15 protein-coding genes are annotated in these 17,363 nt (G+C 55.5%); 9 read left to right on the top strand and 6 right to left on the bottom strand.

The features are described 5' to 3' along the window. Nucleotides 1-59: 59 nt before the first annotated feature. From ACW9KT_RS02560 to lpdA, 3 genes are all read left to right on the top strand, one after another. Nucleotides 60-1,718 (top strand): M1 family metallopeptidase, encoded by a 1,659-nt coding sequence (locus tag ACW9KT_RS02560; protein ID WP_457077820.1) that lies wholly within the window; start codon nucleotides 60-62, stop codon nucleotides 1,716-1,718. A 314-nt stretch (nucleotides 1,719-2,032) separates the two neighbouring features. Further along, nucleotides 2,033-2,821, top strand: a complete 789-nt coding sequence (locus ACW9KT_RS02565) for an SDR family oxidoreductase (protein ID WP_457077821.1) — start codon at nucleotides 2,033-2,035, stop codon at nucleotides 2,819-2,821. 316 nt (nucleotides 2,822-3,137) lie between these two features. Continuing rightward, a complete protein-coding gene (lpdA, locus tag ACW9KT_RS02570; protein WP_457077822.1) occupies nucleotides 3,138-4,544 on the top strand; it encodes a dihydrolipoyl dehydrogenase in 1,407 nt (468 codons plus the stop codon). Nucleotides 4,545-4,893: 349 nt separating this feature from the next. On the opposite strand, the gene ACW9KT_RS02575 is transcribed toward lpdA, so the two are convergent. After that, a complete protein-coding gene (locus ACW9KT_RS02575; protein WP_457077823.1) occupies nucleotides 4,894-5,559 on the bottom strand; it encodes a peroxiredoxin family protein in 666 nt (221 codons plus the stop codon). Between the two features lie 27 nt (nucleotides 5,560-5,586). Further along, nucleotides 5,587-7,257 (bottom strand): hypothetical protein, encoded by a 1,671-nt coding sequence (locus ACW9KT_RS02580; RefSeq protein WP_457077824.1) that lies wholly within the window; start codon nucleotides 7,255-7,257, stop codon nucleotides 5,587-5,589. 281 nt (nucleotides 7,258-7,538) lie between these two features. On the opposite strand from ACW9KT_RS02580, the gene ACW9KT_RS02585 reads away from it, so the two are divergent. Beyond that, nucleotides 7,539-8,477 (top strand): NmrA family NAD(P)-binding protein, encoded by a 939-nt coding sequence (locus tag ACW9KT_RS02585; protein ID WP_457077825.1) that lies wholly within the window; start codon nucleotides 7,539-7,541, stop codon nucleotides 8,475-8,477. Nucleotides 8,478-8,660: 183 nt separating this feature from the next. Continuing rightward, nucleotides 8,661-9,203 carry a DUF1697 domain-containing protein gene (locus ACW9KT_RS02590; protein WP_457077826.1) on the top strand — a complete coding sequence of 181 codons (543 nt, stop codon included), beginning with the start codon at nucleotides 8,661-8,663 and terminating at the stop codon, nucleotides 9,201-9,203. Between the two features lie 30 nt (nucleotides 9,204-9,233). Here ACW9KT_RS02590 and ACW9KT_RS02595 read toward each other — a convergent pair whose 3' ends face one another. Continuing rightward, complete coding sequence (locus ACW9KT_RS02595) at nucleotides 9,234-10,088, bottom strand: SDR family oxidoreductase (RefSeq protein WP_457077827.1); 855 nt, start codon at nucleotides 10,086-10,088, stop codon at nucleotides 9,234-9,236. Nucleotides 10,089-10,165: 77 nt separating this feature from the next. Here ACW9KT_RS02595 and ACW9KT_RS02600 point away from each other — a divergent pair, with 77 nt between their 5' ends. The 4 genes from ACW9KT_RS02600 to ACW9KT_RS02615 all read left to right on the top strand — a co-directional run bounded on the left by ACW9KT_RS02600 (nucleotide 10,166) and on the right by ACW9KT_RS02615 (nucleotide 14,535). Then, entirely contained in the window at nucleotides 10,166-10,588 is a 423-nt protein-coding gene (locus tag ACW9KT_RS02600) for a winged helix-turn-helix transcriptional regulator (RefSeq protein ID WP_457077828.1), read from the top strand. A gap of 286 nt (nucleotides 10,589-10,874) precedes the next feature. Beyond that, nucleotides 10,875-11,444 carry a DUF4468 domain-containing protein gene (locus tag ACW9KT_RS02605; protein ID WP_457077829.1) on the top strand — a complete coding sequence of 190 codons (570 nt, stop codon included), beginning with the start codon at nucleotides 10,875-10,877 and terminating at the stop codon, nucleotides 11,442-11,444. A 492-nt stretch (nucleotides 11,445-11,936) separates the two neighbouring features. Beyond that, entirely contained in the window at nucleotides 11,937-13,067 is a 1,131-nt protein-coding gene (locus tag ACW9KT_RS02610) for a putative sensor domain DACNV-containing protein (protein WP_457077830.1), read from the top strand. A gap of 187 nt (nucleotides 13,068-13,254) precedes the next feature. Beyond that, nucleotides 13,255-14,535: a PQQ-dependent sugar dehydrogenase gene (locus ACW9KT_RS02615; RefSeq protein WP_457077831.1), complete on the top strand. Its 1,281-nt coding sequence runs from the start codon at nucleotides 13,255-13,257 to the stop codon at nucleotides 14,533-14,535. Nucleotides 14,536-14,659: 124 nt separating this feature from the next. On the opposite strand, the gene ACW9KT_RS02620 is transcribed toward ACW9KT_RS02615, so the two are convergent. The 3 genes from ACW9KT_RS02620 to ACW9KT_RS02630 all read right to left on the bottom strand — a co-directional run bounded on the left by ACW9KT_RS02620 (nucleotide 14,660) and on the right by ACW9KT_RS02630 (nucleotide 17,230). After that, nucleotides 14,660-15,229 carry a hypothetical protein gene (locus ACW9KT_RS02620; protein ID WP_457077832.1) on the bottom strand — a complete coding sequence of 190 codons (570 nt, stop codon included), beginning with the start codon at nucleotides 15,227-15,229 and terminating at the stop codon, nucleotides 14,660-14,662. A 239-nt stretch (nucleotides 15,230-15,468) separates the two neighbouring features. Then, nucleotides 15,469-16,440: a 23S rRNA (adenine(1618)-N(6))-methyltransferase RlmF gene (gene rlmF, locus ACW9KT_RS02625; RefSeq protein ID WP_457077833.1), complete on the bottom strand. Its 972-nt coding sequence runs from the start codon at nucleotides 16,438-16,440 to the stop codon at nucleotides 15,469-15,471. Nucleotides 16,441-16,771: 331 nt separating this feature from the next. Continuing rightward, complete coding sequence (locus tag ACW9KT_RS02630; protein WP_457077834.1) at nucleotides 16,772-17,230, bottom strand: cold-shock protein; 459 nt, start codon at nucleotides 17,228-17,230, stop codon at nucleotides 16,772-16,774. Nucleotides 17,231-17,363 lie beyond the last annotated feature (133 nt).

The raw sequence follows: 17,363 nt of genomic DNA on the forward strand, positions 1-17,363 counted from the left end.
ACCGAACTCCGGCCGGTCGTGACTTTACTTACCTCTCGAAGTTTACTCAACTTAAACCCATGCGTTACCGCTTTTCTCTTGTCATTTGCTGGTTGTTGCTGCCCATGCTAGCCTCGGCCCAGCTCTTACAGACCAAAACCACTTTCACGCGGGCCGATTCGCTGCGCGGTAGCCTCACGCCCCTGCGCACCTGCTACGATATCAACTATTATCACCTCGATATAAAGCTCGACATCGATAAGCGGTTCATCAGTGGCTCTAACCTGTTTCGCTTCACTGCCACCCAGGATTTCACCCGCTTGCAATTCGACTTGTTTGCCAATATGGCGGTGGAAAAAGTAGTGCACAAGGGCCGGGAACTGCCTTACACCCGCGAGGCCAACGCCGTGTTTATCACTTTCCCCGAGCCTATTCAGAAAGGCAGCCAGCAAGAATTTACGGTGCACTACAGCGGCAAGCCCATTGTAGCCAAGAATGCGCCCTGGGACGGCGGCTTTGTGTTCACGCAGGATGCGCAGGGGAAGCCGTGGGTAGCCACCGCCTGCCAGGGCACGGGCGCCAGCCTGTGGTGGCCCACCAAAGACCACCAGAGCGACGAAGTGGATAGCATGCTCATCAGCATCAGCGTACCCAAGGGCCTGAAGAACGTGTCGAACGGGCGGCTGCGCGGTACCAAGCGAATGCCGGGGGGCTACACGCGCTACGATTGGTTTGTCGCCAGCCCTATCAATAACTACAATGTGGCCCTGAACGTGGGCAACTACCAGCACTTCAGCGGCGGCACTTACGCCGGCGAAAAAGGCCCCCTAACGCTGGACTATTGGGTGCTGCCCGAAAACCTGGACAAAGCCAAAAAGCAGTTTGCGGCTAACGTGCGGCCAATGCTCAAGGCGTTTGAGCATTGGTTTGGACCCTACCCATTCTACGCCGACGGCTACAAGCTGGTGGAGTCGCCGCACCTGGGCATGGAGCACCAAAGCGCCGTAGCCTATGGCAACAAGTACCAGAATGGCTACCTCGGCAAGGACCTCTCGGGCACCGGCTGGGGCGACAAGTGGGACTTTATTATCGTGCACGAAAGCGGCCACGAGTGGTTTGGCAACAACATCACGAGCAAGGACTTGGCGGATATGTGGATTCACGAGTCGTTCACCTCGTACTCGGAGTCGTTGTTTACTGAAAGCCTGTTTGGCAAGCCCGCTGGCCAAGAATACGTGCACGGGGTACGCCGCAGCATCCAAAACGACGGCCCTATCATTGGCCCTTATGGCGTGAACCAAGAAGGCTCGGGCGACATGTACGTCAAAGGCGCCAACTTGCTAAACATGGTGCGCACCATCATCAACGACGACGCGAAGTGGCGCAACATCCTGCGCGGCCTGGGGCAGGAGTTTTACCACCAAACCGTCACCGCCGAACAAATCATCGGCTATTTCAACCAGCAAAGCGGCCTGAACCTCACGCCCGTATTCGATCAGTACCTGCGCCACAGCACCCTGCCGGTGCTCGAGTTTCGCTTTGAACAAGGCAAAAATCTCTGCCGCTGGGTAGCCAACGTGAGCGACTTCGCCATGCCGGTACGCGTGCGCACCCGCGGCGGCGAGTACCAGTTTATCAGCCCCACCACCAAGTTTGAGCCAGTTGCTTTACCCGGCCTCACCCGCGAAAACCTCGAAGTGGATACCTTCAACTACTACATCGGCGTCTTGGTGAACTAGGAGGGTGTTTAATTTAAGGGCGGTCATGCAGAGCATTCTGCGCATCAAGCAGCGACGAAGCATCTCGCGTGCTGATTTCAGTCAATTGAGAACGTCATGCAGAGCGCAGCGAAGCATCTCGCCAGCGGTAGTAGGATTACTAATCTAGTGTCAGCACGCGAGATGCTTCGCTGTGCTCTGCATGACGTTCTTTGTTAATAATAAACACGTTCTACTGCTGAAGTTGGAGGCTACTACTTGAAGTTACCACGAACACAGTAGCACGAAAAATTGCCCCCCACCGCTCATTTTCATTCGCCGCCAAGCTCCACCTTATGAAGTTTCACAACCAAGTTGTTTGGGTAACGGGTGCCTCCTCTGGCATCGGGGAGGCACTGACCAAAGCTTTTGCCCGTGAAGGCGCTAAGCTTGTGCTTTCGGCCCGCAACGAAGCCGAACTGCGCCGCGTGGCCGCCGACTGCGCCCCCGCCGAAGTGCTGGTGCTGCCCCTTGACCTGGCCGATGCCGCCAGCCTCCCGCCCAAAGTAGAGCAAGTATTAGCCCACTACAGCCGCCTCGATGTGCTCATCAACAACGGCGGCGTGAGTCAACGCTCCCTGGCCCTGGAAACTTTCCTCGACGTCGACCGCCGCTTGATGGAGGTTAACTACTTCGGTACCGTGGCCCTCACTAAAGCGGTGCTGCCGCAGCTGCTTCGGCAGCGCAGCGGCCGCGTGGTCACGATCAGTAGTCTGGTGGGCAAATTTGGTACGCCTTACCGCTCGGCTTATGCCGCCAGCAAGCACGCTCTGCATGGCTTCTTTGACTCGCTACGCGCTGAGCTAACCGGGACTGGCGTGGACATTACCATTATCTGCCCCGGCTTCATCCGCACGGGCGTTTCCATCAACGCCCTCACCGGCGACGGCCGCACCCTCGGCACCATGGACGATGCCACGGAGAAAGGCCTCGACCCCGCCGAATTTGCCCGCCGCGCGCTGCCGATTATCGCCCGCGGCGAGCGAGAAGCCTACATTGGTGGCAAGGAAACACTTGGCGTGTATTTGAAGCGCTTCGTGCCCGGCATTTTCGCCAAGCTGCTGACGCGGGCGAAGGTGAGGTAGGTGAAAGTGGATTGTCCGATTATTTGCTAAAAAAGGCGGTCATGCTGAGCTTGTCGAAGCATCTCTCCCGCTTCGTTGTATTGGTTTTGAGATTAGCGTTGCGGGAGAGATGCTTCGACAAGCTCAGCATGACCGCCTAATTTCAAGAAGTTAGTATTGCAACGACCGCACGGGAGATGCTTCGCTGCGCTCTGCATGACGGGCTTAAAGCATGGCTTCACTACCTGGGGGGCAAATCCGGGCGGCGGCTTTCGGTACCCGGCATTTTTGCCGACCTTCGCCCTGCTGATTTACACTGAATGAACTCACTCTTAGCATGAATCAATACGACGTAACTGTCATCGGCTCCGGGCCCGGTGGCTACGTGGCGGCCATCCGCTGCGCCCAACTTGGCCTCAAAACCGCCATCATCGAGAAATATCCTACGCTGGGCGGCACCTGCCTCAACGTGGGCTGCATCCCCAGCAAGGCCCTGCTCGACAGCACCGAGCACTACCACAATGCCCACACCACCTTCAAGGAGCACGGTATTGAGCTGAGTGATTTGCAGGTGAATATGAATCAGATGATTGACCGCAAAAACGGCGTGGTGAAAGCCAACGTGGACGGCATTCAATACCTGATGAAGAAAAACAAAATCGACGTGATTCAGGGCCTCGGCTCCTTCGTCGATAAGACTCATATCAAAATCACGCCCACCGGCGGGGGCGAAGAGCAGCAGATTGAGACCAAAAATGTCATCATCGCGACGGGCTCCAAGCCGACTGTGCTGCCCTTTATTCAGCAGGACAAGCAGCGCATCATTACCAGCACCGAGGCCCTGAACATTCGCGAAGTGCCCAAGCACATGGTGGTGATTGGCGGCGGCGTTATCGGGCTCGAAATGGCTTCCGTGTATGCTCGCCTCGGCGCCAAGGTGTCGGTGGTGGAGTTCATGGACACCATCATCCCGACCATGGACCGCGCCCTGGGCAAGGAGCTGAAGCGCGTGCTAGGCAAAATCGGCATCGAGTTCTTCTTCAGCCACAAAGTAACCGGCGCCACCCGCGAGGGCGACACCGTGACCGTGACTGCTACTAACCCCAAGGGCGAGGAAGTGAAGTTTGAGGGCGACTACTGCCTCGTAGCCGTGGGCCGCTCGGCCTACACCCAGGGCCTGAACCTGGAAGCGGCCGGCATAGAGCTGGAAGAGCGCGGCCGCATCAAGGTCGATGAGCACCTACAAACCAACGTGGGGGGCATTTATGCCATCGGCGACGTGGTGCGGGGAGCAATGCTGGCCCACAAGGCCGAAGAGGAAGGCGTATTTGTGGCCGAAACCATTGCCGGCCAGAAGCCCCACGTCAACTACCTGCTCATCCCAGGCGTGGTGTACACTTGGCCCGAAGTGGCCGGCGTAGGCTACACCGAAGAGCAGCTTAAGGAAACTGGCCGCGCCTACAAAACCGGTTCCTTCCCCTTCCGCGCCTCCGGCCGCGCCCGCGCCTCCATGGACCTTGACGGCTTCGTGAAAGTGCTGGCCGACAAGGAAACTGACGAAATCCTGGGCGTCCACATGATCGGCCCGCGCATCGCCGACCTCATCGCCGAAGCCGTCACCGCCATGGAGTTCCGCGCCTCCGCCGAGGACGTAGCCCGCATGAGCCACGCCCACCCGACGTATGCTGAAGCTATGAAGGAAGCGTGTTTAGCTGCTACCGAGAACCGGGCGATTCATATGTAATTTCTAGCGTACGCCTAAAAACAAGAATGCCTCCGTTATTTTTAGCGGGGGCATTCTTGTTTTTGAGATTATGAGCAGGACAACAAAAGCATATTTCTTTATCATCCTAATAATAGCCTGTACTGGTTATTATTGGTGGTCATACTTTGACAGTATTCGCTGTGAACCTTGTCTTCCACCACCAGTACCTTGTCCTCCATGTCCGTCAGGATACGCTACAGCTGTGGCATGGGCTGCGATAAGTGCAGAAATATTACTAGTAAGTAGCTGGTATTTATTAAAAGAAAACAATAATTACACGGTCAACAGTTGAATCAAAACAGGCTGAAGCTACAGCCTCTTTTTCGTTTTATTCACTATAGGGCTTATTTTCTATGCAGGCTTTAATTATCGGTGAATACACCTCTGTAATCCGTTTCTCTGTTGCCAAACCGCCAGACATTATTTTAATAACTCTCCCCTGAGTGTTAATAAAAATGACATATGGAGTTGTGTTTTGGGTTAACGTTATATGCTTGTTACTACTTAATTTACTATCGTCAGCTTGAGGAAAATTCAGAGGATGCGCTTGCAAGTGACGTCTTGTTGTAGCAGAGTCATTGAAAGGAAATCCAAGAAAATCGACATTCTGGCTATACTTCCGATGGAGTCCATTCATGGCTGCAAACACAGCTAAATCTGACTTTTTAGAGTAGGCGGGAGCATCATCAAGCGTGGCTGACCAAAAGAACAAAACCACTGCTTTACCCTGCCTTGGTGATGTACTGACACTATCACCACGGTATGTTTTTACCACAAAAGCAGGCCCTATTGAGCCCTTCATACACTCGCGAATTTGCTCCTCAAATTGAAGCTCAGCATTCCTGCCTTCTATGCCAAGTGTGTCAATTCCCTCCGGAAAATGACTTAGCTTTTTTGTGCAAATGGCTAAATTTTCCTCATAGGTGTTCTCTCTATGAGTTGAACAGGAGCAAAGGGTGCAAAAAAGGAGAAAGAGTAAAAGTGTAAATCTCATAATTCAACTGAATCGATAAATCAGCTCCTACGTCTTCTGCACCAATTTAAACCCATCTTTCGTCACAAGGTACTGCTGGCCCTGAATAATGATGGTTTCGCCTTCCAGCAGCTTGCTTAGGTCCTCAATGTCGCCCTCGATGGTGTGCAGGGAGAAGCCGTGCTTGCGGGCCAGGGCCAGGTAGCGCGGGTTGACGTAGTCGCGCACCCCGCAGAGGATGACGCGGACGTGGGCCGTGGTGTTTTTGAGAAGCTTGGCGTCGCGGGGGAAGGTGTAGTTGTCGGCAATCAGGATGAGGTCGGGGGAGTCGGAGCCGCTGAGCTGCTGGGCGTAGAGCAGTGCTTCGGCGTCGTTTTCGGGCGCATCGCCGCCCCCGCCGGCCTTCATGGTTTCAATCAGCTTGTTCTTGATGGCCTCGTAGCTGTCGGTTTTTATGTGGTAGAGGCCACCGGTTTTGCCCACACGCTTGTCTTTATCGTTCTGGTCATTGCCATCGTTGAAGAACACGAAGGTTTTCTCGTCTTCGAGGGCGCTGAGCTGTAGCCAGGCCAACAGGTCGTAGGTGTAGGGAAACATGCTGCCGGTGGCGTCCGTCACCACCACTTCCTTGCGCCACTCGGGGTGGCGCTGCATCACGCGGGTTACCACGTTGGCATCGGCGGGGAGAGGTAGCTCTACGGCGGCGGTATCGGCAGTGGCCAGCAGCTCGCCGGCTTTGGTGATGCGGGCCTCGCAGTAGTCGTTTTTGTGCTGCTTGTTCTTCTTTTTCAGAAAGACGCGGTAGAGCCGGGCCGCCGAATCGGGGAGGGCGAAATGGGTAAAGCCCATATCCGGCTCGCCCAGCAGCTGCAAGGCCCCGATGGGGAGCCGCACCGCGCCTTTGGCCGTGAACGGGAACGTCTTGCCATTGATAGGAAAGCCGGAGTGGAACCCCACGCTCTTGCGGATGGCCGCTTCCAGCTCGGCCGTGCACAGCGGCTTGCTGGTGGGCAGCACTTTCACGGCCTGCACGGTGCCGTCGGCGTTTACTTTCAGCTCAAACTTCACGATTTGGGCGTCGCGCTGGGGGCACTTGTAGTGTTGGCGCAAGCTGCGGGCCATCTGGCGGTTGCTGAAGCGGCTGGGGGGCAAATTGCAGGCTACAGCTTTTCCTTGGCTCTTTTTGGCAACTTTCGGACGCTTCTTTTCCAAGATGCGCAGCTTGCGCGTGAGGCTGTCGAGGTCGGCGCGGCTGGTGGCGGCCGTGGCGTGGCGACTCACGTACACCACAAACCCGTGAAAAAACGGCTGGCACTCGGTGGGGCTATTGCAGCCGGTTTGCTCCACCAGCGTCCACGTCACCGACTCATCTTGGAGCAGGCCTGGTAGGCCTGCGGCCAAGTTGCGGAGTCGACTGAGGTTAAGCTGGCGCTGGTTGAACGTGGGGTTCAAGCGGAAGGCTGTGTACACCAGGTCAACCCGAACGATGTGGCGCTCTTTCAGGCGCAGGGCCTGCAAATCAGCTCCCGAAAAGGTGGAGGGCAGCCGCAGCGCCTCCAGGTCCGGCAGCGGCTGGTAGCGCTCGGTGCAGTAGGCGTTGAGTTGGTCGTAGAAGGTGTTTAGCTCCGGGTCGGGCGGCGCCGTTTGGGTATAGGCAGCGTGGGTGGTTAGCAGGAGAATAATACCACAGAGAAAAGCTCGAAACGATACGCAGGACATAAAATAGAATAGAAAATACAAGAAAGCGCAAAATACGGGTTTGCTGGATAGCAGTCGGAGTTCTTTTGCCCCCTAGCCTTATTCTATTCTCGCTTATTGCGCAACATCCTTTAGAAGAAGTGGAAGGCCAGATGCCCGTCATAACTTTCCGGCTGGCTCAACTGTATCATAAAGCACGAGTGATATGCGAAGCCTAACGGGCCAAAGCGCTTCACTACAATTCTTGATTTTAAAGCGGACGGTTCTCCGAACATCACCCGACGCAGCTAATAACATCACTTGTGGCAGACCGCACAGCAACTGACCGACCCAACCCCAATTCCAAATCCGCCACCATCGTACTAGCTGGGCCTACCGGCGACCTAGGTCTGAGGGTAGCTACGTTTCTGCGGCAGCGGGGAGCAATTGTACGGGCCCTGGTGCGCTCGGGCAGTACCAACCCCTCGGTGAAGCAGCTGCGCGAGCTGGGCGCTACCATCGTAGAGGTCGATTTCAATAGCTTACCGGAGCTAACCAAAGTCTGCGTGGGCGCCGACTGCGTGGTATCGACCCTGTCGGGGCTGCGCGAGGTGATTGTGGATACCCAGACGCGCCTACTCGAAGCGGCCGTAGCGGCGGGTGTGCCTCGCTTCTTCCCGTCCGATTACTCTATTGATTTTACCAAGCTGCCCTACGGCTCCAACCGCAACCTGGACCTGCGCCGGGAGTTCAGCGAACGGCTTAATAAGGCGCCCATCGCCGCTACTTCCATCCTCAATGGCATGTTCACGGACCTGCTGACTGGGCAGGCGCCAGTTGTGCTCTTTGGGCCCAAGCGGGTAGTGTACTGGGGCGATGCCGACCAGCCACTCGACTTCACCACCATCAACGACACCGCCGCTTTCACCGCCGCTGCCGCCCTCGACCCCACCACGCCCCGCTACCTGCGCGTAGCCGGCGAAGTGGCCAGCATAAGGGGCTTGCAAAAGGCCGCAGAGGACGCTACGGGGGGCAAATTTCGCCTGTTTCGGGTAGCGGGCCTGGGCACCTTCAAGACTGTTATCAAGGTAACCAAAGCCCTCATGCCCACCAGCGACGACGTGTTTCCGCCCTGGCAAGGCATGCAGTACCTCCACAACATGTTCACCGGCCTGCCCAAGCTAGCGCCTCTAAATAATGACCGCTACCCCGAAATCCGCTGGACGCCGGTGCGGGAGGTATTAGCAACAAGAGAAGATTAGTAGATAGCGCATAATGTAGCTGATAGGCCGAGATAGTAGAGACGCAAGATTATGCGTCTCGTCGTTAGCTTTGGCTGCCGAAGTTCTGTGGCATATGCAGTATTAATTGCTGACCGCGCTGATCTTCGATTCAACGACGAGACGCATAATCTTGCGTCTCTACCTTGTTCAAATCACGAAGCCATGACCTACATCGCCTTCCTGCGTGGTATCAATGTGGGCGGCCACCGCGTGACGATGGAGGTGCTGCGCCGCCTCTTCACGGAGATGGATTTCACCAACGTGCGCACCTATATCCAAACCGGCAACGTGTTCTTCGACACGGCGGAGGACGACCGCGCCCTGCTCACTTCCCGCATTGAGCAGCACTTGGAGCAGGCCCTGGGTTACGCCGTTCCCACGTTTCTGCGCACCCCCGAGGAACTAGAGCACCTGTTGGCGCTGAATCCCTTTCGCCACTTCACCGTGACGGACGACATGCGCCTGTGCCTGATGTTTCTGTCCGAGCCCGCGCCCACTGGCTTAGCCTTGCCGGTACGCTCACCCAAAGCCGACATGGAAATCGTGCACCTCACTGACCGCGAAGCCTTCGTCATTTGGTACATCATCGAAGGCCGTGCTCCGGCCACGACCAGCTTCTTGGATAAGACGCTCGGGCGCCGAACAACTACTCGTTTCTTCCCTACTGCCGCCAAAATTTTGGAAGCTGTAGGGAAGAAAGCCTGAAGGGGCCTAGTGCTTGTACTGTGAAAGCAGCTAGTGAACTGACTTGAGGGCGTCCGCTACAGCTGAGGATAGAGGCGTGGTTGGGCGCTCAATCAGTTTAGAAAGCTGACGGCTATCATCGAAGAGTGCACCCTGCGAGGCGCTCACGTCCCAGCCAGCAATTGCGTGGGCCAGCCCTTCAGGCAACCCGAAGCCAGTGAGCGCCGCTGCATACTCGGCCGCGGGCAGATCTCGATAAGGAATTGTCTTGCCAGTCTGGCGAGAGACTTCAGCGGCCAACTCGGCGAGCGTGTAGGATTCGTCGCCCGCGAGTTCGTACGTCTGGCCGGCGTGCTCTTCACTGGTGAGGGCCGCTACTGCCGCCTCGGCAAAATCTGCCCGCGTCGCCGACGAAATTTTGCCTTCCTGCGCGCTACCTAGAAATGCACCCCCGGCCAATGCACCCGGAATCGAGCCCAGGTAATTTTCGGTGTACCAGCTATTGCGCAGCAGTGTGTACGCCAGGCCAGATTCTTTTAGCAGAGCTTCGGTGGCGCGATGTTCCTCCGCAAGACTCAGCGAAGAGGTATCGGCATGCAACACGCTGGTATACACGATTCGCTGCACATCGGCCCGCTTGGCGGCCTCAATTACGTTGCGGTGTTGCTCAACGCGCTGCCCCACTTCATTAGAGGAAATCAAGAGCAGCGTATTGACGCCGGCCAGCGCGGCTTGGAGCGTATTAGGCTGGGAGTAGTCGGCTTCGCGGGTCGGAACGCCTAAGTCGGCTGCCTTGGCTGCCGAGCGCACCAGCGCAATGATATTGTCAGCACCAACCTGGGCTTTGAGCTTTTCAACGACGAGGCGGCCAAGCTGCCCGGTGGCTCCTGTGATGGCGATAGTCATAAATCAAGTAGTAAGTGAATAAAAGCCAAAGGTAAAATGTATACTTACATAAAGTAAGTACATACAGAAAGGTAAGTATGAAAAAAGGTTTGATTTTGCCCCCCACCTCTTCCGATTCATTATCCGAAAAGTTCCAGCGAGGCGATTTGCTGGCGGCAGCATGTCCTTCACGGACGGTGCTAAAACACATGACTAGTCGTTGGGGAGTGCTAGTACTCATCGCCTTGGAGGGACAGACGACACGCCGCTTTAGTGAACTCCGCCGAATGATAGGCGGCGTGAGCGAGCGAATGCTGGCTCAAACTCTACAATGGCTCGAAGCAGATGGCTTGGTAGATCGGGTAGCCTATGATGTGGTGCCGCCGCACGTTGAGTATAGCCTGACGCTGCTGGGGCAGCAAGCCGCCGAAAAGGTGCGGGATCTGGCTGACTGGATCGAAACCTCTCTCCCGCACTTTGTGGAACGGTGGGCGAAGCAGCCAAGCCGCGAAGGAGCCTAGGAGCGGCAAACACTAGCGGACTAACTTATAACCATTGCCGTAGCGAGGAGCAGACTACGTAGTGACGTTGGTCGCTGCTCGGAAAGTGTACACTTTGAATGACTTAAACTCTGACTTAAAGTCGTTGGACTCGCTTGATAAGGAGTCAATCTTGGGTACACATACTACCGATAAGAATTAGTTACCTATTATAACTGGCTTTCTCTTACAAATTAAGGGCAGCCGCGGCGGTATCAGCTGGAAGTCCGCTTACGTTTACTTGTCATGTTTCCTATACTGTACGCTCTTGCTCCGATCCATCCTGCTGCCTTGCTTGCTTCTGCTCACCGCCCCCCAGCTCGCTGCGCAGGTTACCAACGCTGTTACCTTACCCATCGCGGCGAACAGCCACAAGGTCACCTATACCGAGCAGGTTCCGATTAAAGGCGTCAGTCGGGACGAGCTGTACGCCCGGGCAAAGCGATGGCTCGTCCGTAGTCCTTCCATCGTCCAGAGTCCTTCTCTAACCCAGGCGGTGCTCGTGAAAGACAAGCCCGAGTTCGGGGCCCTTCTCTCGCGCGCCAAAATGACCATTTCCCTGCTGCAAGCAGGCGCCATGATCGAGCAGCCGATCGAATATACCATTGCCATCTTAGCCCGGGACGGCTCGTATCAATATTTCATTAGTGATTTCCAACTAGTTGGGGGCGGCAAACGCCTTGCCCTAGAGGCCCAACTCACCCCGGCCCGTCGGCAGGATCCGCAGCACGCCTTTACGGTGAAGCAGTATGAGACGCTAGTCAGCCGAAATTCTACCCAAGTAATTATCCTGCTGCAAGCGGCCATGCGCCAGCCGGTTGCAGGCTTAAAAAAATAGGATCAGTTGAAAATAAGAATTCCTTAAGCAGTCAGTAGCAGTAAGGTATTACTTTCCCTTAAAGGTCATTTATATAAGAGAAGTTACATACCTGACCTCAGAATAATGGTAAGCCTGTACACACTCACCGGAACACTTTATCTGCACTACCTACGCTACCTAAAAAGGCTTCTTTACACTGTCAGCGAGTATAGATATCAGTTCCTGCGTATGGTCGCCTGCCTGTTGGTTGGCAATGCTGTGTAAAGTTGACTAATGAAAGTCCTGTGACCCTAGCCTCATCAGTATTCAAGGCATGGAGTATCTATAACAATCCCTCGGCCCAACGCTTGCCAGTTACCGTGGGCAACTAAGTCAAATCCATCAATAACCGAAACACCCGCCAAAAAGCTCCCCAGCACCGAAATCCGGTAGTGCGGAAGCTACTCCAGCTTTGACTGATTAGCGCACGTATAGTAGCTTCCCTTATTCAAAGCTGTATACCTGCCCTGTATGCTTTCCGAACCCACCTATCTGGCGGCCCGAGTAGTAGCCCCAATGATTGAAGCCCACTTTGCCCGGCACCGTGCGGCCGCCAGCGTCGAGCAGGCAATTCATCTGGGGCCACCGCCGTCGGCGCATATAGTAGAGGTGATGATTGACGTGGCGTTTTGGGCTAGTCTGCGCCGGGAGGAGGGGCACCCACCCAGAATCTCGCTGGCTTTGCTAGAGCCCGCGCAGGCGGCTCAGGCCGTGGAGTTTACCAAGCGCCGACTTATTCCTTATAACCTGCTCAAGCTGGCGCCCGCCGTGGAAAAGCCGGGCATTCACTTAGGGGTGTGGTACGATGAGCAGGGCCTCTACGTGTGGGGCACGGCTACCGGTACGCCGCCCCTGAGCTTTGTACTGGAGGTGATTGAGCCCGGCCTGCTGGTAGCCAAGCACCGCCGCGCCGATGGCTTCGGCAAGTTTGTGAACGTGGCCATCCTGCGCGGCGAGCAGCTTCAATTGGTTGATGCGGAAAACACGGCCGTCGACGACTGTCCGGCGCTGCAGAAGTTTCTGCCAGAGCCGGGGCTGCCCGATGCTTCCGGGGAAATTGATAACGTGCTGGTAGAGCTGGCCGGCGTCATGCGCAGCCACGGCCGGGGCGGACTAGTGCTAGTAGTGCCCACCGAGTCGAATAAATGGCAGGAGTCGATTGTGCACCCCATGACGTATCCTGTGCTGCCCGTGTACACCGGTATTGCCGAGCTTCGGCAGAAAGAGCAAGCCAAATGGCAGTGGCGCGAAGAAATTCAGCGGGCCATTGGCATTGTGGGGGGCTTTACGGCCGTAGATGGGGCCACTATTATTACCCGCGACTACCATCTGCTGGCCTTTGGAGCCAAAGTAGCCCGCGCCAAAACCAGCGCGCCCGTCGATAAAATGGTGCTGACTGAGCCAGTCGTGGAGAGCGAGGCCAAGTATATGCACCCGGCCCAAAACGGCGGCACGCGCCACCTAGCCGCCGCTCAGTTTGTGTACGACCAGCGCGACGCTGTGGCTTTGGTGGCGTCTCAGGATGGCTTCTTTACTGTGTTTGCCTGGTCGACGGCGCTGGAAATGGTGCACGCCCACCGCATCGATGTGCTGCTGCTGTAGCATATGTTGCGCTGAATGACTACACGCAAAAGCGGCCTTAGGCCCTGTATTTTACATTTTATAATGTGCTTTTAATCTGATAGCGAGAAACTTATGCTCGGTTTTGCGTAAACCCTACAGTTGAGGCAGCAGCTAATTAAGAGTAGCTCGCCGATTGTAGTCAGGTTTTACCTTTACCCCATACCTAATGAATAAACGTCAATTATTCAGTGCTTCTATACTCCTTCTAGCGGGCCTCAGTGCCGCCTGCAACCGCTCCGGCCAAGAGCAGCGCGCTCAGGCTCAGGATGAAACCACAGCCCAGACCACAAACCAAAACGGCCGCACGCCACTCGAAACCCGGGAGGCCAACGTGCCCGACCAGCGACCTACTTTCCCCGAACAAAACCGGGCGCCGGGAATCAGCTCCAATGTAACTTTTGCGGTGACGGTGCTGGCTAAAGAGCTTAAAAACCCTTGGGCCGTGGAGCCCCTGCCCAACGGCGACCTGCTGATAACCGAGAAGCCCGGCCTGCTGCGCATAGTATCGGCTAAGGGACAGGTAGGAGAGCCCATCAAGGGTCTTCCCGCCGTGTACGCTACCGGCCAGGGCGGCCTGCTCGACGTAGCGTTGAGCCCAAGCTTTAGCACCGATCAAACTATCTATTGGTCGTTTTCTGAGCCTCGGGGCGATAAGGGCAACGCAACCAGCGTGGCGAAAGGCGTGCTCTCGGCCGACCGCCGGAGCCTGAGCCAAGTGCGGGTAATATTCCAGGCGCTGCCGGCTTATGATGGCGACAAGCACTATGGTTCCCGCCTCGCGTTTGGGCCCGATGGCATGCTGTACGTAAGCCTCGGGGAGCGGTCAGACAAGGAAATCCGGCCGCAGGCCCAGCAGATGAACAGCCACATGGGCAAAATCCTGCGCATCACCCCCGACGGCAAGCCGGCCCCCGACAACCCATTTGTCAAACAAGCTGGCGCTCTGCCCGAAACCTGGACGGTGGGGCAGCGCAATGTGCAGGCTACGGCTTTTGATGCGCAGGGGCAGCTTTGGTCCATAGATATGGGTCCGCAGGGCGGCGACGAACTAAACCGCATTGAGGGCGGCAAAAATTACGGCTGGCCCGTGGTGACATTTGGCGAAGAGTACTCCGGCGAGCCTATTCCCAACTCAGTTACCACCAAGCAAGGCTACGTAGATCCTGTTTACTACTGGGACCCCGTGATTTCTCCTTCGGGAGCCCAGTTTTATTCTGGCGACGCCTTTCCAGCCTGGCGCGGCAACTTGTTTGTGGGCTCACTGTCTGATCGGGAACTAGTGCGCCTTCAAATTGAGAATGGCCGCGTGACGGGCGAAGAACGCCTGCTCTCCGACCGTAAGCAACGCGTCCGCGACGTGCGCCAGGGTCCTGACGGCGCCTTATACATCGTAACGGATGCGGCTGACGGCGAATTGTGGAAAATTGCCCCCCAGGCCGGGACCTAAGCCCGAGAAGAGCCTATTGGGGACAAATTGTATCTGTTTATCTACTTTGAATAACTAAAAGCCCGCCGAGAATAAAATCTCGGCGGGCTTTTTCGTGCTGATTTGGTCTGGGAATTCAGGGAAGTTATTCTTCGAAATTCAGGTTTGTTGGCGTGGCCGACATTTGCCGCAGATCGGTGACAGGCACGCTTGCATCAACCACCTCGAAGCTTAGATTGTCGAACCAAATCTGGCCGGTGGCATGCAGCAGCGCACCATAGGCAATATTGGAGGCTTGAGCCGGTACATCCAACACGATTTCGTACTTCTGCCAGTCAGTGGTGCCCTTCACGGGGCGGTTGCTCATGTTGTCGAAGGCCAAAGATTTCTGGCTGCCCGCCTGATCGACGCGCAGCCACAGGCCGGCCCAGTTTTTTACATCCTTAGATTTTACATAGCCAGTCATGCGCACGCGCTTGCCCAAATACTGTCGGGCGGAGCTTGCCTGCATAAGGGTACCAAAACCGTCAATATCTGCCTCAATAGATTTGATGGTAGCAGCCTTTTTACCAGTTTGCCCTGCGCCCGCGTCGATGCCCATCTCATACTTTTTGGGCTGGCTGCCGGCCACAAACCAGCCGGCCGGAATATCAAACGAAAATAAACTCACGGCAGCGCCTACTAAGAGGCAGCTTCTAAGAATGGCAGTTCTCATAAGAGTATCAGGTTAACGTGGATAAGTGTAGGTAGGCATAAGATAAGCGTTTGAGCGAGAGTGTCCTAGCCGCCAATAGCATTGCTGGCCCAAACGTGATAATAGAATAAATGGGCTGCGTTTTTATAAGAACTCACTGCTCGTCACGATCTAAGAGAGCGGCGCGTACAGGCAGAAACTAAGGCGAAAGTTGACACTCGCGGGCCATGAAAAAGTCCCCAGCCAGCAAGTTGCCGCGCCTATTTTGCCCCCCAGCGCTTCTCCCGCCACGCCTGCTGTTGCTCGGCGTTCAGGAACGTCCAAGCTACAATGCGGCTACTTTTCTGGCCCTGCGCCATATTGATGGTGCGCACCTCCGCGGCACCCGCCTTTTCCAAGGACTTGTATAAGCCCGGCAGGGTTTCCTTCTTCGATACTAAAGTTGTGAACCAGAACACGTTGCTGCGCACCAGAAAGCTTTCCTGGGCCATGCGCCACAGAAAAGTAGCCTCGCCGCCCTGATACCACAGCTCATTGGGCTGGCCGCCGAAGTTTTGGGTGGGCTGGGGGGCTTTTTGGGTGCCCAGGTTTTGCTCTTTGCGTCGGCTGCTGGCCTCCACCTCGGCCTGAGAGGCGTGAAAGGGTGGGTTGCACATGCTCAGCTCGAAGTATTCCTTGGGCTCCAGCACGCCACTGAAAATCTGGGCTGAGATGGGTTGGCGGCGGATATCCACGGTGCCAGTCAGCGCGGGGTTGCTGGCTACAATCTGCTTGGCCATGCGGTAGGCTACTATATCAGCCTCGGTGCCCACGAAGCGCCAGCCATATTCCTTTTGGCCGATGATGGGGTAAATACAATTAGCGCCCACACCCACATCGAGCACCCGAATGCTCTTGCCCCGCGGAATCACATCGGCATTCACCGAACCCAATAGGTCGGCTATATAATGAATGTAGTCGGCGCGGCCAGGGATGGGCGGGCACAGGTAGCCAGCCGGAATATCCCAATTCTGAATGCCATAAAACTGCTTCAGCAGCGCCCGATTCAGAGCTTTTACTGCTTCGGGGTCGGCGAAGTCAATGCTGGTGTCATCGTATTTGTTCACCGCCACAAAAGGCGCTAATTCCGGCGAGGTCTTAATCAGCTGGGGAAAATCGTAGCGCCCCCGATGGCGGTTGCGCGGGTGCAGCGGATCTTTTTCGGCGGCATCCTGAAGCGGTTCAGTAGACATTGGGGCAGGGGGTAAGAGAAGGCAGCAGTATGTCTGCCAATCTAATAATGGGTAATAAGTTTATAGTGGCCGGTCATGCAGAGCAAAGTGAAGCATCTCGCGTGCTGACTCAGGATTAGTAACCTCACATCAGCACGCGAGATGCTTCACTTTGCTCTGCATGACCGCCTATTTCTATTTAAGCTACAGTAAGTAGTCGTATGATAGGCAATCGAAGTTAGAACAATGCTGCTCACGCGCTAGCAAACACAAAAGCGGCGGCAACTCCTGAGAGCTGCCGCCGCTTTCTTGCCGAAGGTTAGTACGCTGGCGTAGATCGTTTTTTCAAAGGCTAAGCCTCGGCCAATTTAACGGAAACGGCGGTTGGACCTTTCTGACCCATCGCAACCTCGAAGATTACCCGGTCGTTTTCCTTGATTTGGTTGATCAGCCCGTTGGCGTGCACAAAAATGCTCTCCTGGGTCTGCTGATCTTTGATAAAGCCGTAGCCTTTGGAGTCGTTGAAGAAGGACACGATACCCTTGCGAATTACGTCGGGCTGCTCCATGTCTTCCTGCTTCATGGTCGTAATCTGGATATCTTCCTGATTAATGACCTTTTTCTTTTTTGGATCCGGAGGAGTATCCACGATGTTGCCGTTTTCGTCAACATAAGCAAGCATGTCCTCTAGGCTCTGGCCTTTTTGGGCATTAGCTTGGCGCTCCTCTTTCTTCTCGGCCTTGTCGGTCCGCTTCTTTAATCGCTTTTTCTCATTTTCTTTTTTACCAAATGTCGCTTGTGATCTAGCCATTGTTATTTTTTGGGTTTAAGGATTATAAACTGTTATGCCAAGCAAAGCCAGAGGCTCAAAGCAGGCCATCATATTAAGACAGATGGCGAAATAGTTAAGTTCAGCCCTGGGCATAAAAGGCTAAGGGCGAAGC

It is taken from the genome of Hymenobacter sp. HD11105 (assembly GCF_054051685.1).